Here is a 22,977-nt window from a genome sequence, read left to right on the forward strand (position 1 = left end):
CCGAGCACCGCCAGCGCGGGCGCGGGCGCGGCGGGCGGCGCGAACGGCACCACCGGGGGGACGGCCTCCGGCGGCACGACCGCCGGCACCACGCCGCCGACGGGCACCGGGGCGACGCCGACCGGCGGCGGAGCCACCGCCCGGGGGACCACCTCGACCTCGACGGGAGCCACCGGGACGGGTGGTACCGCGGTCGCGGGTGGTGGGGCGTCCACCGGCACCACCACGTCCCAGGGGTCTCAGACCCAACCCTGAACCAGAGCGTTAGGGCATGGTGGTTGAGGCTGCCGTCGACGTCGAGACGTGACGCTGCAAGCCCCGTTGCGTGCCTACACTTGGGATTGACAGTTCACGCTCAACGCACCTAGCTTGGGCGTTCCCGGGCGTTTGCGTGCCGGACGGACCCACCCGCTCTTCACCTTCAAGCGCACCCCGAGGATCGAAAGACTCACACTCATGGATGCCACTGGCAGCTATCTCGCCGTCATCAAGGTCGTCGGTGTCGGCGGCGGCGGAACCAACGCCGTCAACCGGATGATCGATGCCGGACTTCGCGGCGTGGAGTTCGTCGCCTGCAACACCGATGCCCAGGCGCTGCAGATGTGCGACGCCGACATCAAGATCAACATCGGGTCCGAGGTGACCCGTGGTCTCGGTGCCGGCGCCAACCCCGAGGTCGGCCACGCCGCCGCCTCGGAGTCGCGCGACGAGATCCGTGAGGCCCTCAAGGGCGCCGACATGGTCTTCGTGACGGCGGGCGAGGGCGGCGGCACCGGCACCGGTGCGGCTCCCGTGATCGCCGAGATCGCCAAGGGCGAGATCGGCGCCCTGACCGTCGGCGTCGTGACGCGGCCGTTCTCGTTCGAGGGCAGCCAGCGGATGCGCCAGGCGCAGGAGGGCATCAACCGCCTGCGCGAGGTCGTCGACACCCTGGTCGTGATCCCGAACGACCGGCTGCTGGGCCTGGTCGAGAAGCGGACCTCGATCCTCGAGGCGTTCCGCTCGGCCGACAACATCCTGCGCCAGGGCGTCCAGGGCATCACCGACCTGATCACGATCCCGGGCCTGATCAACCTCGACTTCGCCGACGTGCGCACGATCATGCACGACGCCGGCACCGCCCTGATGGGCATCGGGCAGTCCGGGGGCGAGACCCGCGCCGGCGACGCCGCCAAGGCCGCGATCGCCAGCCCGCTGCTCGAGGACAACGTCGAGGGCGCCACCGGCATCCTGCTCAACATCACCGGCGGCCGCGAGCTCGGCCTGTTCGAGGTCAACGAGGCCGCCGAGATCGTCCAGCAGGCCGCCGACGGCGACGCCAACATCATCTTCGGCGCCGTGATCGACGAGGACATGGGCGACGAGATCCGGGTGACGGTGATCGCGACCGGCTTCGACAAGGGCCGTGGCCGCAGCGCCGCGCCGTCGACGTCGAGCTCGCGCCCGCAGCGCGGCTCCGAGCGTCCGCGCCGCGCCGTCGAGCGCGATCGCGTCCCGCGCGCCGAGCGCCAGCGCTCGTCGCTCGAGATCGGCGACGACGAGATCGACATCCCCGCCTTCCTCCGCTAGCGGGCGGCGGGCGGCGCGTCCGGCACCCCCGACCAAAGGACCGATTCGTCGGTCGCGGGCGGCGTGGCGGGCTAGGGTCGGCTCCGAGGAGGAGGAGACCCCGTGGAGTTGTCGCACGTCCGCGGCGGCGATCAGCCGCCGCTCCCGCAGGAGACCATCGGCCGCGCGCTCGCGCGCGCAGCCGCCAGCCGTGGCGAGCGCGAGGCGCTCGTCGCGTGCGAGCAGGATCTGCGCCTGACCTATGCCGAGCTGCTGGAGGCGGTCGACGAGGTCGCCCGCGGCCTGCTGGCCCGTGGCGTCGGGCGAGGCGACCGGGTCGGGATCTGGTCGCCGAACCGGGCCGAGTGGACGCTGGTCCAGTACGCGACCGCGAGGATCGGCGCCATCCTGGTGACGATCAACCCGGCCTACCGCTCGTCCGAGCTGCGCTACGCGCTCGACCAGTCGGGCTGCCGGACGCTGATCGCCGCCCGCAGCTTCAAGAGCTCGGACTACGTCGCGATCCTGGCCGAGGTCCGCGACCAGCTGCCCGAGCTGACCGACGTCGTCTGGCTCGACGACCCGAGCTGGCAGGCGCTGCTCGACGGCGGCCGCGACCAGGACCCGGCGGCGGTCGAGCGGGCCGGCGAGCCGCTGACGGCGGACGACCCGATCAACATCCAGTACACGAGCGGCACGACCGGCTTCCCCAAGGGCGCCACGCTCACCCACCGCAACATCCTCGGCAACGGGTACCTGGTCGGCAACGGCTGCCGCTACGGCGAGCAGGACCGGATCTGCGTGCCGGTGCCCTTCTACCACTGCTTCGGGATGGTGATGGGCAACCTGGCCGCGCTCGCCCACGGGGCCTGCGTGGTGATCCCGGCCCAGGCGTTCGACCCGGCGGCGACGCTGCGGGCGGCGGCCGCGGAGCGCTGCACGTCGCTCTACGGCGTGCCGACGATGTTCATCGCGATGCTGGCCGACCCGAGCTTCGACGAGCACGACCTGTCGACGCTGCGGACCGGGATCATGGCCGGCTCGCCCTGCCCGGCCGAGGTCATGCGGCAGGTCATCGACCGGATGCACATGGGCGAGGTGACCATCTGCTACGGGATGACCGAGACCTCGCCCGTCTCCACCCAGACCGCCGCCGACGACCCGCTCGAGCAGCGCGTCGGGACCGTCGGCCGGGTCCACCCGCACGTCGAGGTCAAGGTCGTCGACCCGGCCACGGGGGAGACCGTCCCGCGCGGCGAGACCGGCGAGCTCTGCACCCGCGGCTACAGCGTCATGCGGGGCTACTGGAACGACCCCGGCAAGACCGCCGAGGCGATCGACGGCGACGGCTGGATGCACACCGGCGACCTGGCGACGATCGACGAGCAGGGCTACCTGCGGATCGTCGGGCGCAGCAAGGACATGATCATCCGCGGCGGCGAGAACGTCTACCCGCGCGAGATCGAGGAGTTCCTCTACACCCACCCCGACGTCGCCGACGTGCAGGTGATCGGGGTCCCGGACGAGCGCTTCGGCGAGGAGATCATGGCGTGGGTGATCCCGCGCGCCGGCGTCGCCCTCGACGGCGAGCGGATCCGCGAGTTCTGCCGCGGCACGATCGCCCACTACAAGGTCCCGCGCTACGTCCACGTGACCGACGAGTTCCCGATGACGGTGACCGGCAAGGTCCAGAAGTACCTGATGCGCGAGCAGGCGATCGAGCAGCTCGGGCTGGGGGCGACGGCGAACGGCTGACGCTCGTCGTCTCGGCGCTGGACCGGCGCGGTCAGCCCACCTCCTGGGCCCCCGAACGCGCCTCTCCCGTTGGTAGGGTGGCGCGGTGACCACGGAGACGACCGAGCTGCGCCGGACCGCGCTCTACGACGCCCACGTCGCCGCCGGAGCGCGGCTGGTGCCGTTCGCCGGCTGGGAGATGCCCGTCCAGTACGCCGGCGTCAAGGAGGAGCACCTCGCCGTGCGCTCCGACGCGGGGGTCTTCGACGTCTCCCACATGGGCGAGATCCGCACCTACGGGCCGCAGGCGCTGGAGTTCCTGCAGCGGATCCTCTCCAACGACGTCGCGCGGATCGACGTCCACGGGTCGCAGTACGCGCTGCTGCTGCGCGAGGACGGCGGCGTCCTGGACGACCTCTTCACCTACCGGCTGGCCGACACCACGTACCTGACGGTCACCAACGCCGCCAACCACGCCAAGGACCTGGCCTGGTTCCGGCAGCAGGCCGCCGGCTTCGACGTCACCGTCGAGGACGCCTTCGCCGACTACGCGATGCTCGCCGTCCAGGGCCCGAACGCCCGCGCGGTCGTCGAGTCGGTCGCGCACCACCCGCTGCCGGGCAAGTTCCAGATCGCCCGCGTCCACATCGGCGACGGCGAGCTGACGACCTCCCCGCCCTCCGCCCCCAACACCGTGGTCGACGCGCTGGTCGCCGGCACCGGCTACACCGGCGAGGACGGCGTCGAGATCCTGCTGCCGCCGGCCGCCGCGCCGGCCGTCTGGGACGCGCTGCTCGCCGCCGGGGCGGTCCCGGCCGGCCTCGGCGCCCGCGACACGCTGCGGCTCGAGGCCTGCTTCCACCTGTACGGCAACGACCTCTCCGAGGATCGCGACCCGATCGGCGCCGGCCTCGGCTGGGCGGTCAAGGAGGACACCGGCCACATCGGCGCCGAGGCGACCCGCGCGGTGCGCGAGGCCGGCGGCGCGCGGGGTGGCGGGCGGGACGGTCTCAAGCTGGTGCCGTTCCGGTTCACCGACAAGGGCATCCCGCGGCCCGGCAACGCCGTCGTCGGCGGGGGCGTCGTGACCAGCGGCGGCTACTCGCCGACGCTGGAGGCCGGCATCGGCCTGGCCTACGTCGCCGCCGACCGGGCGACGCCCGGCACCGCGATCGAGGTCGACGTGCGCGGCAAGGTCCGCCCCGCCGAGATCGCCACGAAGCCCCTCTACACGTCGTAGCGGCCCACGCCGCCGCACCCGCTTCCATCACCCACGAGCACCCTTCAGGAGACGAGATGGCCGACGCGTCCTACCCCGAGGATCTGAAGTACCACCCCGAGCACGACTGGGCCCGGGTCGACGGCGACACGGCCGTCTTCGGCATCACCTGGTACGCCCAGGACGCCCTCGGCGAGGTCGTCTTCTTCGACCCGCCGGAGGTCGGCGCGACCGTCACCAAGGACGAGTCCTACGCCGAGATCGAGTCGGTCAAGGCGGTCTCCGACGTCGTCGCCCCGCTGTCGGGCGAGATCATCGAGGTCAACGGCGTCCTGGAGGACGGGCCCGAGGCGATCAACGAGGATCCGTACGATGGGGGGTGGCTCGTGAAGGTCCGACTGACCGACACGAGCGAGGTCGAGGCACTGCTGGACCGCGACGCCTACGTCGCGACCCTCAGCTGACCGATACCTGCTGGACCGCCCGGTCCGGCCGGGCCGTCAGAGCGGTCCGGGGACCGGGCGCCTTGAACGCGACCCCGGACCGCCAGACGTGACTCGCTACACCACCGCCACCGACGCCGACCGCGAGGCGATGCTCTCCGCGGTCGGGGTCTCCTCGATCCGCGACCTGCTCGCCGAGCAGATCCCCGCCGCGCTGCTGCGCGACGATCCGCTCGACCTACCGGCCGGCAGGTCCGAGCAGGAGGTCTACACCCACCTGCGCGAGCTGTCGGCGGCCAACGTGTCGGCCGAGGACGAGGTGACCTTCCTCGGGGCGGGGATGTACGACCACTACGTCCCGTCGATCATCGACATGCTGCTCGGGCGCTCGGAGTTCCTGACGCCCTACACGCCCTACCAGCCCGAGGTCTCCCAGGGCGGGCTGCAGGTGATGTTCGAGTACCAGACGGCGATCAGCGAGCTGACCGCGCTGCCGGTCTCCAACGCCTCCGTCTACGAGGGCCCGTCGGCGGTCGCCGCCGCGGCCTACCTCGGCAAGCTGGCCAACGGCCGGACCAGGATCGTCGTCTCCGCCGGCGCCCACCCGCACACGATCGCGACGCTGCAGACCTACGCCAAGGGCTACGGCAGCGAGCTGGTGGTCGTCCCGCTGCGGGACGGCGCCACCGATCCCCAGGAGTGGGCCGCTGCGATCGACGATCGGACCTCGGTCGCGATCGTCCAGCAGCCGAACTTCGTCGGCGCCGTCGAGGACGTCGCCGCCCTGACCGACGCCGCCAAGCAGGCCGGCGGCGACAAGCTGGTGACCGTCGGCGCCTACGACCCGATCTGCCTGGGCGTGCTGGCGCCGCCCGGCGAGGTCGGGATCGACGTCGCGGTCGGCGAGGGCCAGACGCTCGGCAACCGCCTGGACTTCGGCGGTCCGTCGTTCGGCTTCTTCGCCGCACGCGAGGCGTTCCTGCGCCGGATGCCGGGCCGGATCGCGGGCGAGACGACCGACGTCGACGGCCGCCGCGGCTTCGTCCTGACGCTGCAGACGCGCGAGCAGCACATCCGCCGCGAGAAGGCGACGTCGAACATCTGCACCTCGCAGGCGCTCAACGCCCTCGCCGGCGTCGTCTACCTGGGCTGGCTGGGCAAGGACGGGCTGCCGGAGCTGGCCGAGCTGCTGGTCCAGCGCACCCACTACGCCCGCCGGAAGCTGGCCGCGATCGACGGCGTCGAGCTGCTCCACGAGCAGCCGGTGGTCCGCGAGTTCGCGCTGCGGCTGCCCGGGATCGACGTTCCGGCGCTCGTGGACTTCGTCCAGGACCGCGGCTACCACCCGGGCCTGGCGCTCGGCCGGATCTACGGCGAGCCGTACGCCGACGGGCTGCTGGTCGCGCTGACCGAGCAGCGGACCAAGCAGCAGATCGACCGCCTGGCCGAGCTGATCGGCGAGGCGATCGGCGCCCAGCGAACCGCCACCGCCCAGACGACCGGAGCCGTCGCATGAGCACGCCGACGAGCATTCCCGAGGAGCGCCTGCTGCCCGCCGCCGGCGGCTCCGACCCGCGTCCGCTGGCCGCGCCGACGACGTCGGTCAACCCGATCCAGCGCGACCACGCGACCACGATCTTCGAGAAGGGCGCGCCCGGCCGCCGCTCGTTCGTGGCCCCCGACAGCGGCGTCCCCGAGGTCGCCCTCGACGAGATCCTGCCGGCGAAGCTGCGGCGCGCCACGCCGGCCCGGCTGCCCGAGGTGACCGAGTCCGAGCTGGTCCGCCACTACGTGCGGCTGTCGCGGCGCAACTTCGACCTCGACACCGGCTTCTACCCGCTGGGCTCGTGCACGATGAAGCACAACCCGCGACTGCACGAGCGGGTCACCGCGCTGCCCGGGCACGCCCGCCTGCACCCGCTGCAGTCGCCGGAGCGCTCGCAGGGCGCGCTGGCGCTGATGCACGGCCTGGAGCGGCAGCTGGCCGAGGTCTCGGGCCTGCCGCACGTCTGCCTGCAGCCCTCGGCCGGATCGCACGGCGAGCTGGCCGGCGTGCTGCTGGCCCGCGCCTACCACGAGGCCCGCGGCGAGACGCGGACCAAGGTCCTGACCCCCGACACCGCGCACGGCACCAACCCGGCGACGGTGACGATGGCGGGGCTCGAGGTCGTGAAGGTCGCGACCAACCCCGACGGCGGCGTCGACCTCGACGACCTGCGGGCGAAGGCCGACGATCAGGTCGCGCTGATCATGCTCACGAACCCCAACACGCTGGGGATCTTCGACCCCAACATCGAGGAGATCGCCTCGATCGTGCACGGGGTCGGCGGCGTCCTCTACTACGACGGCGCGAACCTCAACGCGATCATGGGGATCACCCGCCCGGGCGACATGGGCTTCGACATCGTGCACTTCAACCTGCACAAGTCGTTCACCCAGCCGCACGGCGGCGGCGGGCCCGGCTCGGGCCCGATCGCGGTCTCCGACCGGATCTCGCCCTACCTGCCGCTGCCGGTGATCCGCCGCGAGCCGCTGGCGAGCGCCAACGGCAACGCTCCGGCGACGGAGGGCTTCGAGGGCTTCCGCTACTCGCTCGTCGAGCACGCCGACGCGGTCCCCGAGGGCGCGCCGGGCTCGAAGTCGATCGGCAAGCTGCGCGGCTTCCAGGGCAACTACGGCTGCTTCGTCCGCAGCTACACCTACATCACGAGCCTCGGCGCCGAGGGCCTGCGCGACGCCTCCGAGATCGCTGTCCTGAACGCGAACTACCTGCTGGCGAAGCTCCAGGAGCTGGGCGTCCGCGAGCACCTGCCGCTGGCCTTCGGCACCCGCTGCATGCACGAGTTCGTGCTCTCCGGCGGGCCGATGAAGCGCGAGCTCGGGGTCAAGACGCTCGACCTGGCCAAGCGGCTGCTGGACCACGGGTTCCACCCGCCGACGGTCTACTTCCCGCTGCTGGTCGACGAGGCGCTGCTGGTCGAGCCGGTCGAGACCGAGGCCAAGGAGACCCTCGACGCCTTCGCCGAGGCGATCGCCGAGATCCTCCGCGAGGCCGTCGAGGACCCGACGATCGCCCAGAACGCTCCGTACTCGACGCCGGTCCGGCGCCTGGACGAGGCCAAGGCGGCCAAGCAGCCGGTGATCCGGCAGCCGCTCGGCTGAGCGGCCCCGACGCCATCCCGGGCCGGCGGCCGCGTGCCGCCGGCCCGGCACCGGGCACGGCGCCCCCGGTTCTGCCAGGCTCGCCCCATGAGTGGGCAATCCGCCTTGATCCCGCCGCCGATCTCGGCGCCCGAGGTGCGGCGGCTCGCGGGCGAGTGGGCGCGCGGGCTCGACGACGTCGCCAGGGAGATGCACGCCTTCCTGACCGCGCGGATCCCGCAGGTGTCGGGCGACCCCGAGATCTCGGACCTGACGCTCGCGTCGTGCGCGTCGAACGTCGAGGCGATCCTGTCGATGATCCGCCACGGGATCCCGGGCTCCGCGACCGAGGCGCCGATCGCGGCGCTCGAGCACGCGCGGCGGATGGCGGCCCGCGGCCACGGGATCGACGCGACGCTGCGCTTCTACCGGGTCGGGCACGCGTACTTCTGGGAGCGATGGAGCGCCGAGCTGGTCGGTGCGATCGACGATCGCGAGCGGCTGGTGACGGCGATGCGGGAGACCGCGGCGTTCGTGTTCCACTACATCGACGAGGTCTCGGGGCAGGTCAGCACCGAGTACCTGGCCGAGCGCGAGCGCCGGCAGCGGCGGGCCGCCGTCGTTCGCGCGGACCTGGTGCGGGCGGTGCTGGCGGGAGAGACGGTCGACCGGCCCGGCGCCGAGCAGGGCCTTGGGCACCAGTTCGGGCCGCGGCAGGTCGCGTTCCTCTGCTGGAGCGACGGCGATCCGGCGCAGCTCGAGCGCGCGGCGGGCGCCGTCGCGCGGGCCCATGGCGCCTCGCGGACCCTGATGGTGCCCGAGGGCCCGCACGCGCTGGCGGGCTGGCTCAACGCCGTCGGGCCAGCGGATCCGGCGGCGCTGCTGGAGCGGCTGCGCGAGGTCGCGCCCGAGGTCGGCCTGGCGCTCGGCGATCCCGGCGCCGGGATCGACGGCTTCCGCGCCAGCCACGACCAGGCGCGACGGGCGCGACGCGTCGCCGAGCTGATCGGCGGGCCGTCGCCGGCGCTGACCGCCTATCGCGACGTCGCGCTGATCGACCTGCTGTCCCGCGACCTGGACGCCGCCCGCGGGTTCGTCCGCGCCGAGCTGGGGGAGCTGGCCGCCGACGACCCGGCGACGCGACGCGACCGCCGCACGCTGCTGGCGGTCGTCGCCCCGAACGGCGGGCCGGGCGTCGCCGCGCACGAGCTCGAGGTCCACCGCAACACGGTGCTGCAGCGGGTCCGGCGGGCCGAGGCGCTGCGCGGGCGCTCGATCCAGGAGCGCCCGACCGAGCTGCTGGCCGCCCTGGTCCTGGCCGACGCGCTCGACCGGACCGTGCTCGATTGATCCCGGGCGCCCCGGAGTGTGCAACTTGCACACCGACGTGGGCGGCAGGCCGTGGGCGGCACGCGCCGCGAGGCGTACGTTCGACAGACCGTCAACCCCCTGGAGGAGTCGATGTCCAGCGTCCCCGCCGCCGAGAGCCCCGTCACCGTCCGCCGGATTCCCAACCCGGAGGAGCCAGTACCCGTCGTCGCCACGCCGACGGTGGTGCTGCTGCTCGTCGGGATGGCGGCCTGGCTGGGGGCGTCGGCGCTGTACCTGGCCGACTCGATCGCCTGGTGGGCCGTGATCCCGATCAACGCCGTGGCGAGCTACCTGCTGTTCACGGTCGCCCACGACGCCGGCCATCACGCCGCCTCGCGGGTGAAGTGGCTGAACGACCTGATGGGCCGCATGGCGACGCCGTTCTTCGCGCTCCACGCCGCGTTCCCGGTCTGGCGCTTCATCCACATGCAGCACCACCGGTTCACCAACCACGACGACGGCGCCGATCCCGACCACTACACGATGGAGGGGCCCGCCTGGCAGCGGCCGCTGCGGTGGGTCTCGATCGACTACGCCTACATGGGGTTCTACCTGCCGAAGCTGCGCACGCGGCGCGGCAAGGAGCAGGTCGAGGCGCTGGCCTTCGCCGCGTTCGGCATCCTGGTCCCGGTCGCCCTGATCGTGACGGGCAACGTGGTGACCTGGCTGGTGCTGCTGTTCGTCCCGTCGCGGCTGAGCATCGCCTGGCTGGCCTTCGCGTTCGACTACCTGCCCCACCACGGCCTGCACCACCGCCCGACCGAGGACCGGCTGAAGACGACCCGCAACCGGATCGGCGGCGAGCGCTGGGCGTCCCCGCTGATGCTGTACCAGAACTACCACCTGGTCCACCACCTGCACCCGATCGTGCCGTTCTACCGCTACATCGCGGTCTGGCGCCGCAACGAGCGCAGGTACCTCGAGGGCGACCCGGCCCTGTCGACCCTCGGCGGGCGCGAGATCACCACCGACGAGTACCGCCGGATGCGGGAGCTGGTCGACCACCACTGAGCCTGGATGAGCCCGGGAGCGGGCCGGGCGAGCCGGCGTCGGCTCGCCCCGCCTGTCAGGCTTGGAGGCCGTGGCTCCGCGCAACCTCGTCAACCTCAAGTCGGTCGACAAGGGGTTCGCCAGCCGGACGGTCCTCAGCGACGTCACGCTCGGCATCAACGCCGGCGACCGGATCGGGATCGTCGGGCGCAACGGCGACGGCAAGTCGACGCTGCTGCGGCTGATCGCCGGTCTCGAGCAGCCCGACCGCGGCCAGGTCACCCGGGTCGGCGGGCTGCACCTGGCGACGATCGGGCAGCAGAACGAGCTGGACGCGGAGAAGACGATCCGCGACGAGCTGGTCGGCGGCCGCGCCGACCACGAGTGGGCCGCCGACAGCCGCTTCCGGGCGGTCCTCGACGGGCTGCTCGGCGGGGTCGCCGTCACGCGCTTCCCGAACGGCCTCGACACGGTGATCCACCCGCTGTCCGGCGGCGAGCGGCGACGGATCGCGCTCGCCCAGCTGCTGCTCGACAGCCCCGACCTGCTGCTGCTCGACGAGCCGACGAACCACCTCGACGTCGAGGGCGTCGCTTGGCTGGCCGACCACCTGGCGAACCGCAAGGGCTCGATGGTCGTGATCACCCACGATCGCTGGTTCCTGGACGCCGTCTGCACCCGCACCTGGGAGGTCGTCGACGGCACCGTCCACCAGTACGACGGCGGCTACGCGGCCTACGTGCTGGCCCGGGCCGAGCGCGATCGCCAGGCGTCGGCGCGCGAGGATCGCCGCCAGCAGCTGATGCGCAAGGAGCTGGCCTGGCTCCGGCGGGGGCCGCCCGCGCGGACGTCGAAGCCGAAGTTCCGGATCGAGGCCGCCAACGCCCTGATCGCCGACGAGCCGCCCGCCCGCGACGGGGTCGAGCTGCTGCGCTTCGCGACCGCCCGGCTGGGCGACAAGGTGCTGGACGCGGTCGACGTCTCGGTCGCATTCGGCGAGCGCACGCTCCTCGACCACGTGACCTGGCGACTGGGGCCCGGCGATCGGGTCGCGCTGGTAGGCGTCAACGGCGCCGGCAAGACGACCCTGATCAACGTCCTCGCCGGCGAGCTGGCCCCGACCGGCGGCGTCGTCGACCGCGGAACCACCGTCCGCCTGGCCCACCTGTCGCAGGACACCGCCGAGATCCCCGGCCAGCTGATGGTCCTGGAGTCGCTGGAGGAGGTCCGCGGCGCGACCACGACCAGCGAGGGCCTGGAGCTGACCGCCGGGCAGCTCTGCGACCGCTTCGGCTTCCGGGGCGCCCGCGCCCGGACGCTGGTCCGCGACCTCTCGGGCGGCGAGCGGCGCCGGCTGCAGCTGATGCGGCTGCTGATGGAGGAGCCGAACGTGCTGCTGCTCGACGAGCCGACCAACGACCTCGACATCGACACCCTGACCGCGCTCGAGGACCTGCTCGACGGCTGGCCCGGCACGCTGGTGGTGGTCAGCCACGACCGCTACTTCGTCGAGCGGGTCTGCGACGACGTCTACGGGCTGGCGGTCGACGGCAGCATCCGCCACCTGCCCGGCGGGATCGAGCAGTACGTGGCCGAGCGCCGCGACGGCGCCGCCGCGGCCACGGCCGCGGCGCGGCCGTCGGCCGGCGGTGGCGCGCCGTCGGCCGCCGCCGAGCCGGCGCTCTCGGGCGCCGCCGTCCATGCGACCCGCAAGCAGGTCCAGCGACTGGAGCGGGCGCTCGAGAAGCTGGACGGGCGCGAGGCGGCGCTCCACGAGCAGATGGCCGGCAGCGCGACCGACCACGAGCGGCTGCGGCAGCTGAACGAGGAGCTGGCCGCCCTCCACGCCGAGCGCGAGCAGGCCGAGGCGGAGTGGCTCGAGGCGTCGGCGCTGCTCGAGGGCTGAGGGCCGCCGCCCGCCGGCTCGTTTCGAGCCGGCCGCCTGGCGACCACGAGCAATGATCGTGGTCGCCACCACGATGCGCTCGTGGTGCACGCGCGGGAAGCTGCGGCCACGATGGAGCACCTGGCCTTCGAGCGCGCGACGGTGTCCCCTGACGGGATCGCCGAACTGACCCGCCGGGAGCGCGAGGTCCTGGGCCTGGTGGCGACCGGCTGCTCGAACGACGAGATCTGCCAGCGGCTGTGGATCAGCGCCAAGACGCTGGAGCACCACATGCACCGGATCTACCTGAAGCTCGGGCTCGCGCCGTCGCGCAGCGTCCACCGCCGCGTCGTGGCCGCCCGTCGCTGGGCGGCGCACGAGGCGATCGCCTGACCCCGGATCGGCCCGCGCGCGGCGACCGGCCGTCGCGCGCCGCGCGGTGGGACCGCGACGAGCGACGACCGGCCCGGCCGAGCCGGGATCCACCTCACGCCTGGAACGGCGCGGTCTCCAGCCACTCGGACTTGACCAGGACCCACCAGTCGACGGCGAGGCCCTGCAGGACGTACTCGTAGGGCAGCCAGCCGTAGCCCTGCGCGCCCCAGCCGGTGCCCCAGGAGTTGCGGATCAGGAACGCTCCGGTGGTCGCGCGGCCGCTGCCGGGGTTGGTGATCGTCAGCGCGTCGTCGTAGCCGACGGCATCGATCGCGTGGCCGCCGATCACCGACTCGCCGGTCGCCGGGAACGGGATCCGGCCGCTGGCCGCGGTGCTCGCCGCCCGCAGCGACGAGTAGCAGGTGAAGCCGAACATCGCGGGCACTCCGGCCGCGATGTGCTGCTTGACGGCGGCGACGATGCTGGCGGGCGGGGTCCCGCTGGGGTCGAGGCGGTAGTAGGTCAGCGCCTGGAACGACTGGGCCAGCGAGTAGAGGAACGGCGTCGGCTCGACGTCGAAGCGCGACACGTCGTAGGGCGCGTACTTCTCGGGCGGGACGCCGAACAGGGTCAGCGCGCCCATCGCCGTGCGCAGGTAGCCGCCGGTGTCGCCGGTCACGCCCATCAGGTCGCGCGTCGTCTTGTAGACGAACAGGCGCGAGCCGTCGAGGTGGTGGTTGAAGGCTCGCCGCTCGAAGTACTCGACCAGCCCGACGGCCGCGTGGGCCGTGCAGGAGCCGATCGTCTTCTGGTCCTCGATCGGGGAGCACCAGGCGCGCAGGTCGGCGCTGGTCGGCAGCGCCACGGGGTCGCCGGCGATCTGGGTGCCCGCCAGCAGCGGCGCGACCTGCTCGCTGGCGGCGGTGTAGTCGCGCAGGTCGGGCAGGTCCCGCAGCCAGCCCATGCCGCGGGCCTGGCCCTCGACCGCCGGCAGGTCGGGCGTGGCGTCGTCGGGACGGGCGTCCTCGTAGGACGCGGAGGGGTGCGTCTGCACCAGGGTGCTCGGGCTCATGGGCTGTGGCTCCTCGCCGGGACGGGACCGCCGCGAGACGGTCGCTGGGTGGAGCCCGAGGATCCGCCCGTGAGCTGGGGCCGGCGTCGGGGGTGCCCCCGATCCTGCCGGCGGAACGGGGCCAGCCCCTAGAGCGCGCGCCCGGGTCAGGCGGCCACGTCGGGCTCGATCGAGCGCGGCACCACCAGCACCGGGCAGTTGGCCCGGTCGAGCACCGGACGCGAGACGCTGCCGAGCAGCACGTGCCGCAGCGGCCCGTAGTCGCGCGAGCCGACGACCAGCAGGTGCAGCTCGGTCGAGCGCTCGACGAGCGCGTCGACGGCCGAGCCGTGGAGCGCGACCGCCCGGGCGCGGGCCTCGGCGGGCAGGGTCGCGATCCGCTCGTCGAGCAGCTCGCCGACCTGGCGCTCGAGCAGCAGCGGGTCGACCGGGACCGGGGCGACGCCGCCCGGGGTCGGCGGCCAGACGATGATCTCGGCGACGCCGATCACCTCGAGCGCGCGGCCCTGGGCGATCGCCAGCTTGGCTGCGAGCGCCGCGGCTTCGTCGCTGACGTCCGACCCGTCGTAGCCGACGCCGATCGCCCCGATCGCGCGGGTGGCGTCGGCGGAGTGGGCCTGGCCGTGGCTGCGCGGCGGGATCGCCACCGGGCAGGGCGCGCCGTGGACGATGCCGACGCTCTCGCTGCCCAGCAGCAGGCGGCCGACCGGCCCGTGCTGGGCCGGTCCGACGACGATCAGGTCGGCGTCGCGGCCGGATGCGAGGTCGTGGAGCGCGTAGGCGGGCGAGGAGACCGGCAGCGACAGGAGCTCGGTGCGCGCGTGGAGCTCGCTCGGCAGCTCGTCGCGCAGCCGCTCCAGCAGCTCCATCCCCTCGCCGTGGAGGGCCGAGTCCAGCTCCTCCTCCTTGCCCCGGCGACCGAACCGCGTCGGCGCCGGCGGGTAGGCGTGGACCAGGACCAGCTCGGTGGCGTCGCCCAGCAGCGCCAGCTCGGTGGCCAGGCGCACGGCATCGACGGTCCCGGGACCGTGGTCGCAACCGACGAGGATCTGCTGGAACACGTATCGACTCCTGGGGATGGTGCGGAAGAACTGGCACGAACCTACCGCGTCGGCCGCTCGCCGCAGTCGGCGACGGCGATCGCGGTCGCCGGGACGAGCTGACCGGGCCGCGTGGCAGGGCCCGTCCGGCCGGCGTCCGTCTCGCGGGGATACCCTCATGGCCGTGCGCGTCTACTCCGGCATCCAGCCCACCGGTCGGAAGCACCTGGGGAACTACCTCGGGGCGATCCGGCACTACGTGACGGGGCAGGAGCAGGCCTGGGCCACGGGGGACGAGGCGATCTTCTGCGTCGTCGACCTGCATGCGACGACGGTCGCCTACGACCCGGCCGAGCTGCGCGACCGGACCTACGACACCGTCGCGATCCTGCTGGCTGCGGGGCTCGATCCGGCGAAGTCGATCCTCTACCGGCAGGGCGACGTGCCGGAGGTCCCCGAGCTGACCTGGCTGCTGACGTCGGTCACGGCGCACGGCGACCTCAACCGGATGCACCAGTTCAAGGAGAAGTCCGCCCAGCAGCGGGAGCTGGTGTCGGCCGGGCTCTTCCTCTACCCGGTGCTGATGGCCGCCGACGTGCTCGCGTTCCGGGCCGACCGGGTGCCGGTCGGCGACGACCAGCGTCAGCACATCGAGCTGATGCGCGACATCGCCGAGCGCTTCAACACCCGCTTCGGGGGAGAGGGCCGCGAGATCCTGCGGGTCCCGGAGGGCGTCTACCCGACGGTCGCCGCGCGGATCATGGACCTGCAGCAGCCCGAGAAGAAGATGTCGACGTCGTCGGGCTCGATCGAGGGCACCGTCTACGTGCTCGACGAGCCGAAGGCGGTCGAGAAGAAGCTCAAGCGCGCCGTCACCGACTCCGCCAACCCGCCGGAGATCCGCCGCGGCCCGGACAAGGCCGGCGTCTCGAACCTGATCGACATCCTGGCCGCGACGACCGACCGCACGCCGGACGAGGTCGAGGCCGACCTGGCCGGCGCGCGCGGCTACGGCGACCTGAAGGTCGCGGCCGCCGACGCGGTCAACGCGCTGCTGGCGCCGATCCGGGAGCGCTACGCCGACCTGCGCGGCGACGAGGCCGCGATCGAGTCGGCGCTGGCGATCGGCGCCGAGAAGGCGCGGGCGATCGCGGCGCCGGTGCTGGCCGAGGCCCGCGAGGCGATGGGCGTGGGCCCCCGCGCCTGAATCGGGGTCGGATGAGCAGCGAGCCACGCAGCGGGGAGACCGACAGCGAGCGCCACACCCGGCAGATCGCCGAGCTGCTGCAGGAGACGCGCGTCGCGGCGGTCGGCGTCCAGGTGATCACGGGCTTCCTGCTGGCGGTGCCGTTCACGGCCGAGCTGCACGGGCTCCAGCGCGGCGCCTACGTCGTGACGCTGCTGGCCACGATGCTCGGCACGGGGTTCTTCCTGGCCCCGAGCGTGCTGCACCGCGTGCTGCTCCACCACGGTCAGGCGGCATGGCTGGTCGCCGTCGGCTCGCGGCTGCTGCTGGCCGGGTCCGCGGCGACCTCGGTCGCGTTGGTGGCCGCGGCGACGATGGTCGGCGACCGCGTCCTGGACGGCTGGCTGGCGCTGCTCCCGCCGGTCTGGACGGGGCTCTGGCTGCTGCTGCTGTGGCTGGTCCTGCCGCTCGCCCGCAGGCGACAGCTCGAACGCTGAGCCCGCGCCGGCGCGCGGCCACCCGCCTGTGACGTTCCGGTCGCCGGGCGACCGGAACGCCACAGGCACCGCGGGCGTGGCCTCCGCACCTACCGCCGCAGCGCGCCGCGTGCCGCTCGCCCGTAGCGCCCGGCGGGAGAGATCGCCCGCACCGTCACCGTGGTCCGCCGCGGACGCGCGGTCCGGCGCGGCGCCCGCAGCCGGGCCACCGTGCGCCCGGCCGGCAGCACCGTCGCCGTCCGCGCGCCGTCGCCGTAGCGGACGAGCACCACGTGCCGGAGCCCGGCGCCGCCGGAGCGGAAGCGGACCTCCAGCCGGCTGCCGCGCCGCCGCGCCCGCACCTGCCGCGGGGTGCCGACCCGCAGCCGGGGCTGGACGAACCGCCCGACGACCCGGGTGTGCTTGACGATCCCGCCCTGGCTGATCTGGGCCTCGATCACGTGCCGGCCGGGCACCAGCGGGTTGGGCCGGAAGCGGATCGCGCCGCGGCGGCCGCCGCCGCGCAGCGGGATGGCGCCCTTGGTGGTCCGCTCGACGAACGAGACCGTCTCGTCGGGCACGGCGTCGAGCCGGTAGCGGATCGTGCGGCTGCCGGAGCGAGCGCGGGAGACGCTGGCCCGGAGCTTCGGCGCGCGAGCCGGTACCGAGGCGCGGACCCGTGTCACGGCGGGCGAGCCGGCGCGCGCCACCACCTGCCAGCTGCCCGCAGCCGGGTCGCCGATCACGATCACCCGCGAACGGGTCGGCTCGGAGGCGCCGGTGGCGATCCGGTCGCCGTCGGCCTCGGGGGCGATCGTGCGGCCGGCCGGGTCGACCAGGTCGACCGCGGGCACGCCGCCGTCGGCGCGCAGGTTGACCGTCACCCGCTTGGCGCCGGCCGGGACCGCGAAGCGGCGGGGGGCGCCGGCCTGGCGCGCGCCCGCGATCGTCACGTTCGAGAGGTCGCAGCCGCTGTCGAACTCCGGCAGCACGTCGCCCCACTCATAGGTGACGCTGCCGGTCGCGAGCTCGACGAACGGCGGGTCCCACGTGGGCAGCGGGATCTTGCCGCAGCCGCCCATGCCCTTCTGGGACGCGACGATCTCGGCCAGCGTCACGCACTTCCCGAGGCCGCACGCCTCGCCGGCCGCCTTGCCCTGGATCCCCGCGGTGCCGACGTAGAGCGACGTCTTGACGCCCAGGTACGCCCACGGACGGGTCGCCTCGAAGGCCCCGAGGCGGCCCTCGAAGCGCGCGTAGCCGGCGGTCGAGAACTCGAAGAGGGCGTTCGCGACGTCGAGCTTCGACAGGATCGACAGGTCACCGGTCGCCCGCAGCACGAAGGGGTCGCCGAAGACCGCCGTCAGCGACCCGTTGAGGTCGACCAGGTAGGTGCCCGACTGGCCGCCGTGCGACGGCGGCACCAGCGGGAAGGCGCCGACCCCGGCGCCGCCGCTGATCCGCAGCGGCCCGAACCCGACGCCCGCGTCGACCCGGTGCAGGAAGACCTGCGGGTAGACCGCGATCCCGGGGAAGGTCGGGAAGTAGCTGGCACGGACCGACACCAGCTCGCGACCGGCGACCACCACCTCGGTGGTCAGCGAGGCGCCGCCGGGCAGGGCGACCGTCGCCCCGCCCTGCCAGCGGTCGCCGTCGGCGCGCCAGCTCAGCCGCAGGTCGCTGATCTCGATCGGCGGCACCACGATGCTCGGCGCGCGCAGGTCGAGGCTCTGCAGGTCCAGGCCGCTGTCGGGCGAGACCCGCAGCGTGGCCTGGCCGGTGACGTCGCCGAGGACGGTCGGCAGCGCCAGGGCGAGCGGGATCCGCACCCCGTCGCCGTCGATCAGCGGCTCGATCGCGCCGACGACCGGCAGGCCCTTGACGGTCACGCGGTAGGCGGCGCCGTCGAAGTTCAGCAGCCGCTGCCCGCTGCCGGAGCCCAGCTTCTGCCGCAGCCCGCCCTGCCAGAGCACGATCGGTCCGGACGACGAGGGGATCTCGACCCGGACGCTGCCGTTGCCGGCGGTGTAGAGCTCGCGGTCGGAGGGGTCGAAGACGAGCTGGGTCGTCCCGAGCGGCGTGATCCGCAGGCCGTTGAGGGTCAGCGGGCCCTCGGCGACGGCGACGCTGCGGCCGTCGCGCTTGCCGCCGAGGAAGCAGCCCGACTCGACGGTCAGCGTGACCTTGCCGAACCGCCGGGTCCGGCAGGACGAGCTGACCGGGACGTCGGAGCCGGCCCCGGGCGCGGTGGTCGGCAGGCCCGGCAGGGCACTGCGCCCCCGGCGACCCAGGAAGTGACCGCGGATCGGGCCGGCGCCGGCGGTGCTCGACCGCCAGGCCGCGAAGCCGCCGCCGTCGGGCGCCGCCTGGAACGACAGCTCGTGGACGTCGGCGGTGGTGGTGATCCGCTCCTCGGCCCCGAACCGCCCGTCGCCGGCGGCGCTGCGGCGGACCGAGAGCCCGACGTGGCCCTTGACGGCGTCGCGGGTGCCGCCGGGGTCCAGGTATGCCGCCGTCAGCGCCCCGCCGCCGCCCTGGATCGCGGCGCTGGCCAGCGTCCGCGGGTGAAGCGCGCCGACGCTGCCGCCGCCGACCCGCTGGACGCGGTAGGTGCCGACGTCGCTGTACTCGCGGCTGGTCACGTAGAGCGCGCCGCCGGGACCGGCGGCGATCGACGGGTCGTAGCCGCGGAAGCTCTCGGTCGGGCTCCAGCCGCCGGCGTCGTTCGGGTTCGCGGCGCCGGCCGGCAGGCGGCGGACGCCGAACGTGCCCGGCCCGGTGCCGAAGACGGCCGCGAGCCCGCCGTCGGGCAGCGGCGTCAGCTGGGTCTCGGCGCCGTCGATGCCATCGGCCAGGCGCGCGACCCCGGTGGTGAAGCTGCCCGGCGCGATCGCCTGGAAGTCGACGCCGCTGTTGCGCTCGCCGACCAGCACGCCGATCCGCGGTGCGCCCTCGCTGCCGAAGGCGACCGCCTCGCCGTCGGCGACCAGGCCGGTCGCGGTCGGGGAGCCGCCGGTGAAGCTCGTGCCGCCGTCGTCGGAGACGTAGAGGATCGTGGTGGTGTCGGACTCGTCGCCGGGGATGGCGTAGCGGGTCGGATAGCGGGTCGAGAGGATCGCGAGCTGCTGACCGAGGATCACCGGCAGCGCGCCGCGACTCAGCTCGAGGTTCGCGGACGGGCCGTCGCCGGGCCCGTACGGCTTCTGCGGGATCAGCAGCCGGGTCGCGGGCGGGTTGTCGCAGGCCGTCGCCGCGCGCGGAATCCGGCAGAAGCCGATGCCGTCCTCGCCGCCCGGTCCGGCGCCGGGCGCCGTCCAGGTGACGTAGGCGGTGCCGGCGCCGTCGACGACCGCGTGCGGATGGTCGCCGTTCTCCGCCAGCGTCAGCGGCGGGGCCGGCGCGGGGGTGGCTGGCGCGGTGGTCCGGATCCGCTTCGTCGGGCCGTCGAAGCCGGGCGACGTCGCGGTCCGGCCGGCCAGCGCGGGGGCGGGGGCGGCCAGCAGGACGGTGGCGCCGATGGCGACGGCCAGGCGCAGCGGGGGACGTGATCGGGGGGTCATGCGGTCCTTCGGATGGAGAGGGACGTGTCGGCCGCGGTCAGCGCGCCGCGGGTGATGCCGGGCGCGACGGCCAGGTCGAGCAGCGCTTCCAGCTCGGGCCGGCGGCGGTCGATCTCCTCGACGAAGCCGCCGATCGCCAGCGCGGCGGGGACGTCGGCGTCGAGAGCGGGCCAGGGGCGGGCCAGGCAGGCGTTGTCGATCGAGGTCCAGCGGCGCTCGCAGGCGGCGGCACCGGCGCGGGTCTCGGCGACGGCGTCCAGCACCTCGTCGGCGTCCCTGGGTCCCGCGGGGCCGACCAGCGGCCAGGGGTCCTGGTCGACGAAGCGGTCGACCTCGTCCGCCGGCAGCTGCGCCAGCAGCGCGATCCCGCCGGCGGTCGCCCAGACCTCGGGCCGCATCTGCCAGCCGCGGGCCGAGGGGACGTGGACACCGGTCGCGGCGGCCAGCAGCAGGACGCCGCTGCCGGCCAGCAGCACGACGTAGGCGTTGAGCCCGGTCCGCTCGCTCAGCGTGCGGGCGATCAGGGCAGCGCGGCCGCCGACCGCGCGCTGCTCCGCCGATGCACCGAGCGTCCGGGCGCGGGGCCCGAGCCGGTAGCCGCGGGCGTCCCGGATCGTCCAGCCGTCGTCGGCCAGCGCGACGAGCGTGCGCGAGAGCGCGCCCTTGTCGACGCCGAGTTGGCGCGCTAGCGCGCGAACGCCGATCGGCTCGTCCCCGAGGGCCTCCAGCAGGCCCAGCCCCCGAAGCAGCGCGCGTGACATGTCGTGGGACCGTACGCGTGGCGGGCCCGGCGCGGTACTTCGTTGCCTCCTCGGCAACGCCTGGGATCGCGGCGGGGTGGCGCCGACGGGCCCCCGCGGCGATGGCGCGCGTCGCGACGACCGCGCGTCCCGTTACGGTTTCGTCCGTGCGCGCGACCGCCTACGTCGCGGGTCTCGAGCTCGACCTGGAGGTCTTCAGCGGGCCGTTCGACCTGCTGCTCACCCTGGTCCTCAAGGAGGAGGTCGACCTGTTGGAGGTCGATCTCGCCGAGGTGGTCCTGGCGTACCTCGACCACCTCGAGGCGCGCGGCGATCTCGATCTCGAGGTCGCGACCGAGTTCCTGGTGCTGATCGCGGCGCTGCTGGAGCTGAAGTCGCGGCTGCTGCTCCCGCGCGAGGAGTCCGACGAGCTGGACGACCTGCCGGCCGAGGAGGCCGCCGAGGAGCTGCTGGAGCGGATGCTCCAGGCGCGCCGCTACCGCGCGGCCGCCGAGCACCTCTCCGAGCTGCTCGACCGCGAGGACGGCAAGCGCTTCCGCCAGGCGCCGCTGCCGGCGCACCTGCGCCGCTTCACCGAGGCGGACGCGATCGCCGTCCACGACCCGCGCCGGCTCGGCAAGGCGCTCGCGGGCCTGCTGCGGATGCCGCCGCAGGTCTCCCTGCACCACGTCACGCTCTCCCGCGTGACCCTGCCCGAGCGGCTCTCGCACCTGCGCTCGCTGCTGCGGCGCGGCAGCTTCACCTTCAGCCAGGCGGTCGCCGGCGCCGATCGGACGACCGTCGCGGTCACGCTCTGGGCGCTGCTCGAGCTCTACAAGCAGGGCGAGGCGGACTGGGCCCAGAGCGAGCCGTTCGCCGAGATCCACGTCGCCGGTGTGGCCCCCGGCGCGGCCCGCTGGTCGGCCGCCGAGCGGCGCGAGGTCGCATGAGCGATCCCGATCCCGACGAGGCCGCCGACGGCGCGGCGGCGGTCGACGGCGCGCCGTCGATCCCCGGCGCCGAGCAGAGCGGTCTGGCGTCGACGATCGAGGCGCTGCTGTTCCTCTCCTCCGAGCCGGTCCAGCTCGACGACCTGGCGGCGGCCTGCGACGTCTGGGCCGACGACCTGGCCGGCGCGCTCGAGGAGCTGCGCGCGGCCTACGCGCCCGGCCGTCGCGGGCTGCTGCTGCGCGAGATCGGCGGCGGCTTCATGCTCTCGACCGCCCCGGAGACCGAGCCCGCGGCCCGCCGGCTGCTGACGGCCCCGCGGACGCCGCCGCTGACGCCGGCCCAGGCCGAGACGCTGGCGATCATCGCCTACCTGCAGCCGGTCAGCCGCCCCGAGATCACCCGCATCCGCGGCGTCGCGGCCGACTCGGCCTGCGCGACCCTGGTCGAGCGGGGGATGATCGAAGAGGCGGGCCGCTCGCAGTTCGGCGCGGTCCTCTACCGGACGACCGGGCTGTTCCTGAAGCTGTTCGGCCTCGACGGCGTCGGCGACCTGCCCGATCCGGCCTCGTGGGACCCGAGCCCCGAGGAGGCCGCCCACCTGCGCGACCGGCTGCTGCGGGCCGGCGACGCCCGCTCCGGGGCCGACCCGACCAGCGGCGACGACCCGGCGGAGCGGCAGCCGTTCGACCCCGACGGCGGGGACCTGCCGGAGGATCCCGATCTCGACGAGGACGGCGGGCAGCCGGCGGGAGATCCCGGCCTGGCGGAGGAGCACGACGGCGACGAGCCGGCGGCCGCCCCGTCGCCGGCGGACCCGCCCGGCGGTCCGATCACCTTCGGGTGACCCGGCGCCCGCGGCCGGTCTGCGACGCTCAGGAGCGATGCCCGCCCGTCACCTCTTCGTCACCCGGGGCGACCTGACCGCGCTGCACTGCGACGGGTGGGTGCTCCCGACCGACCGCGAGGGCTCCGTCACGGCCTCGTGGGTGCCGGCGCTCGAGGATCTCGGCCGTGGCCGCGGCGGCCTGGCGGGCGGCCGGCTCGACGACGCCGCCCGTGACGAGGTCGCGGCGACCGGCGCGACCGTCCTGCGCGCGCCCGATGCCGACGGTCCCGGCGTCGTCGCCTGCGACACCGGCGTCCCGCACGGCGACGTGGCGGCCTGCTCCCGGGCCGCCGCGACGGCGATCGAGCAGCTGGAGCGGCTGGTCGCCGATCGCGCGACCCGCCCGACCGCGCTGCTGGA

At 74.2% G+C, this 22,977-nt stretch carries 18 protein-coding genes and 1 pseudogene; 15 read left to right on the plus strand and 4 right to left on the minus strand.

The genetic code is table 11. From position 1 onward, the window contains the following. Positions 1 to 456: 456 nt before the first annotated feature. From ftsZ to PAI11_RS17655, 10 genes are all read left to right on the plus strand, one after another. Positions 457 to 1,569 (plus strand): cell division protein FtsZ, encoded by a 1,113-nt coding sequence (ftsZ, locus tag PAI11_RS17610; RefSeq protein ID WP_007577271.1) that lies wholly within the window; start codon positions 457 to 459, stop codon positions 1,567 to 1,569. Positions 1,570 to 1,671: 102 nt separating this feature from the next. Continuing rightward, positions 1,672 to 3,303 (plus strand): AMP-binding protein, encoded by a 1,632-nt coding sequence (locus PAI11_RS17615; RefSeq protein ID WP_007577272.1) that lies wholly within the window; start codon positions 1,672 to 1,674, stop codon positions 3,301 to 3,303. Between the two features lie 85 nt (positions 3,304 to 3,388). After that, positions 3,389 to 4,522, plus strand: coding sequence for a glycine cleavage system aminomethyltransferase GcvT (gene gcvT / locus PAI11_RS17620; protein ID WP_007577274.1), 1,134 nt, complete (start codon positions 3,389 to 3,391; stop codon positions 4,520 to 4,522). A gap of 56 nt (positions 4,523 to 4,578) precedes the next feature. Continuing rightward, positions 4,579 to 4,965 (plus strand): glycine cleavage system protein GcvH, encoded by a 387-nt coding sequence (gcvH, locus tag PAI11_RS17625; protein WP_007577276.1) that lies wholly within the window; start codon positions 4,579 to 4,581, stop codon positions 4,963 to 4,965. 88 nt (positions 4,966 to 5,053) lie between these two features. Further along, positions 5,054 to 6,460 carry an aminomethyl-transferring glycine dehydrogenase subunit GcvPA gene (gene gcvPA / locus PAI11_RS17630; protein WP_007577278.1) on the plus strand — a complete coding sequence of 469 codons (1,407 nt, stop codon included), beginning with the start codon at positions 5,054 to 5,056 and terminating at the stop codon, positions 6,458 to 6,460. After that, positions 6,457 to 8,106 carry an aminomethyl-transferring glycine dehydrogenase subunit GcvPB gene (gene gcvPB / locus PAI11_RS17635; protein WP_007577280.1) on the plus strand — a complete coding sequence of 550 codons (1,650 nt, stop codon included), beginning with the start codon at positions 6,457 to 6,459 and terminating at the stop codon, positions 8,104 to 8,106. Before gcvPA ends, gcvPB begins: the two co-directional genes overlap by 4 nt. Before the next feature lie 87 nt (positions 8,107 to 8,193). Next, positions 8,194 to 9,435, plus strand: a complete 1,242-nt coding sequence (locus PAI11_RS17640; RefSeq protein ID WP_086000370.1) for a PucR family transcriptional regulator — start codon at positions 8,194 to 8,196, stop codon at positions 9,433 to 9,435. A gap of 111 nt (positions 9,436 to 9,546) precedes the next feature. Further along, positions 9,547 to 10,467 carry a fatty acid desaturase gene (locus PAI11_RS17645; protein ID WP_138974395.1) on the plus strand — a complete coding sequence of 307 codons (921 nt, stop codon included), beginning with the start codon at positions 9,547 to 9,549 and terminating at the stop codon, positions 10,465 to 10,467. A gap of 70 nt (positions 10,468 to 10,537) precedes the next feature. Next, entirely contained in the window at positions 10,538 to 12,352 is a 1,815-nt protein-coding gene (locus PAI11_RS17650; RefSeq protein WP_007577287.1) for an ABC-F family ATP-binding cassette domain-containing protein, read from the plus strand. Between the two features lie 81 nt (positions 12,353 to 12,433). Continuing rightward, entirely contained in the window at positions 12,434 to 12,724 is a 291-nt protein-coding gene (locus tag PAI11_RS17655) for a helix-turn-helix domain-containing protein (RefSeq protein WP_138974396.1), read from the plus strand. Between the two features lie 94 nt (positions 12,725 to 12,818). Here the strand turns inward: PAI11_RS17655 and PAI11_RS17660 are convergent, their stop codons facing one another. Further along, the gene (locus tag PAI11_RS17660) at positions 12,819 to 13,670 is read right to left on the minus strand and encodes a C1 family peptidase (protein ID WP_040600820.1); all 852 of its coding nucleotides are present in this window, start codon (positions 13,668 to 13,670) and stop codon (positions 12,819 to 12,821) included. 254 nt (positions 13,671 to 13,924) lie between these two features. Continuing rightward, complete coding sequence (locus PAI11_RS17665; RefSeq protein ID WP_007577293.1) at positions 13,925 to 14,839, minus strand: universal stress protein; 915 nt, start codon at positions 14,837 to 14,839, stop codon at positions 13,925 to 13,927. Positions 14,840 to 14,996: 157 nt separating this feature from the next. Between PAI11_RS17665 and trpS the strand changes: the two genes are divergently transcribed. Continuing rightward, positions 14,997 to 16,025, plus strand: a complete 1,029-nt coding sequence (gene trpS, locus PAI11_RS17670; protein ID WP_040600813.1) for a tryptophan--tRNA ligase — start codon at positions 14,997 to 14,999, stop codon at positions 16,023 to 16,025. 11 nt (positions 16,026 to 16,036) lie between these two features. Beyond that, positions 16,037 to 16,501 (plus strand): DUF6328 family protein, encoded by a 465-nt coding sequence (locus PAI11_RS17675; RefSeq protein ID WP_007577297.1) that lies wholly within the window; start codon positions 16,037 to 16,039, stop codon positions 16,499 to 16,501. Positions 16,502 to 16,590: 89 nt separating this feature from the next. Here PAI11_RS17675 and PAI11_RS25930 read toward each other — a convergent pair whose 3' ends face one another. Continuing rightward, positions 16,591 to 20,040 (minus strand): hypothetical protein, encoded by a 3,450-nt coding sequence (locus PAI11_RS25930; protein ID WP_007577299.1) that lies wholly within the window; start codon positions 20,038 to 20,040, stop codon positions 16,591 to 16,593. Beyond that, the gene (locus PAI11_RS17685; protein WP_007577301.1) at positions 20,037 to 20,801 is read right to left on the minus strand and encodes an IclR family transcriptional regulator domain-containing protein; all 765 of its coding nucleotides are present in this window, start codon (positions 20,799 to 20,801) and stop codon (positions 20,037 to 20,039) included. Before PAI11_RS17685 ends, PAI11_RS25930 begins: the two co-directional genes overlap by 4 nt. Positions 20,802 to 20,947: 146 nt before the next feature. Here PAI11_RS17685 and PAI11_RS17690 point away from each other — a divergent pair, with 146 nt between their 5' ends. From PAI11_RS17690 to PAI11_RS17700, 3 genes and pseudogenes are all read left to right on the plus strand, one after another. Beyond that, positions 20,948 to 21,730 (plus strand): segregation and condensation protein A, encoded by a 783-nt coding sequence (locus tag PAI11_RS17690; protein ID WP_007577303.1) that lies wholly within the window; start codon positions 20,948 to 20,950, stop codon positions 21,728 to 21,730. Continuing rightward, a complete protein-coding gene (scpB, locus tag PAI11_RS24690; protein WP_007577304.1) occupies positions 21,727 to 22,575 on the plus strand; it encodes an SMC-Scp complex subunit ScpB in 849 nt (282 codons plus the stop codon). Before PAI11_RS17690 ends, scpB begins: the two co-directional genes overlap by 4 nt. A 37-nt stretch (positions 22,576 to 22,612) precedes the next feature. Further along, positions 22,613 to 22,977 (plus strand): annotated as a pseudogene (locus PAI11_RS17700) (hypothetical protein); the annotation flags it as partial.

Source organism: Patulibacter medicamentivorans, assembly GCF_000240225.1.
Taxonomy (GTDB): domain Bacteria; phylum Actinomycetota; class Thermoleophilia; order Solirubrobacterales; family Solirubrobacteraceae; genus Patulibacter; species Patulibacter medicamentivorans.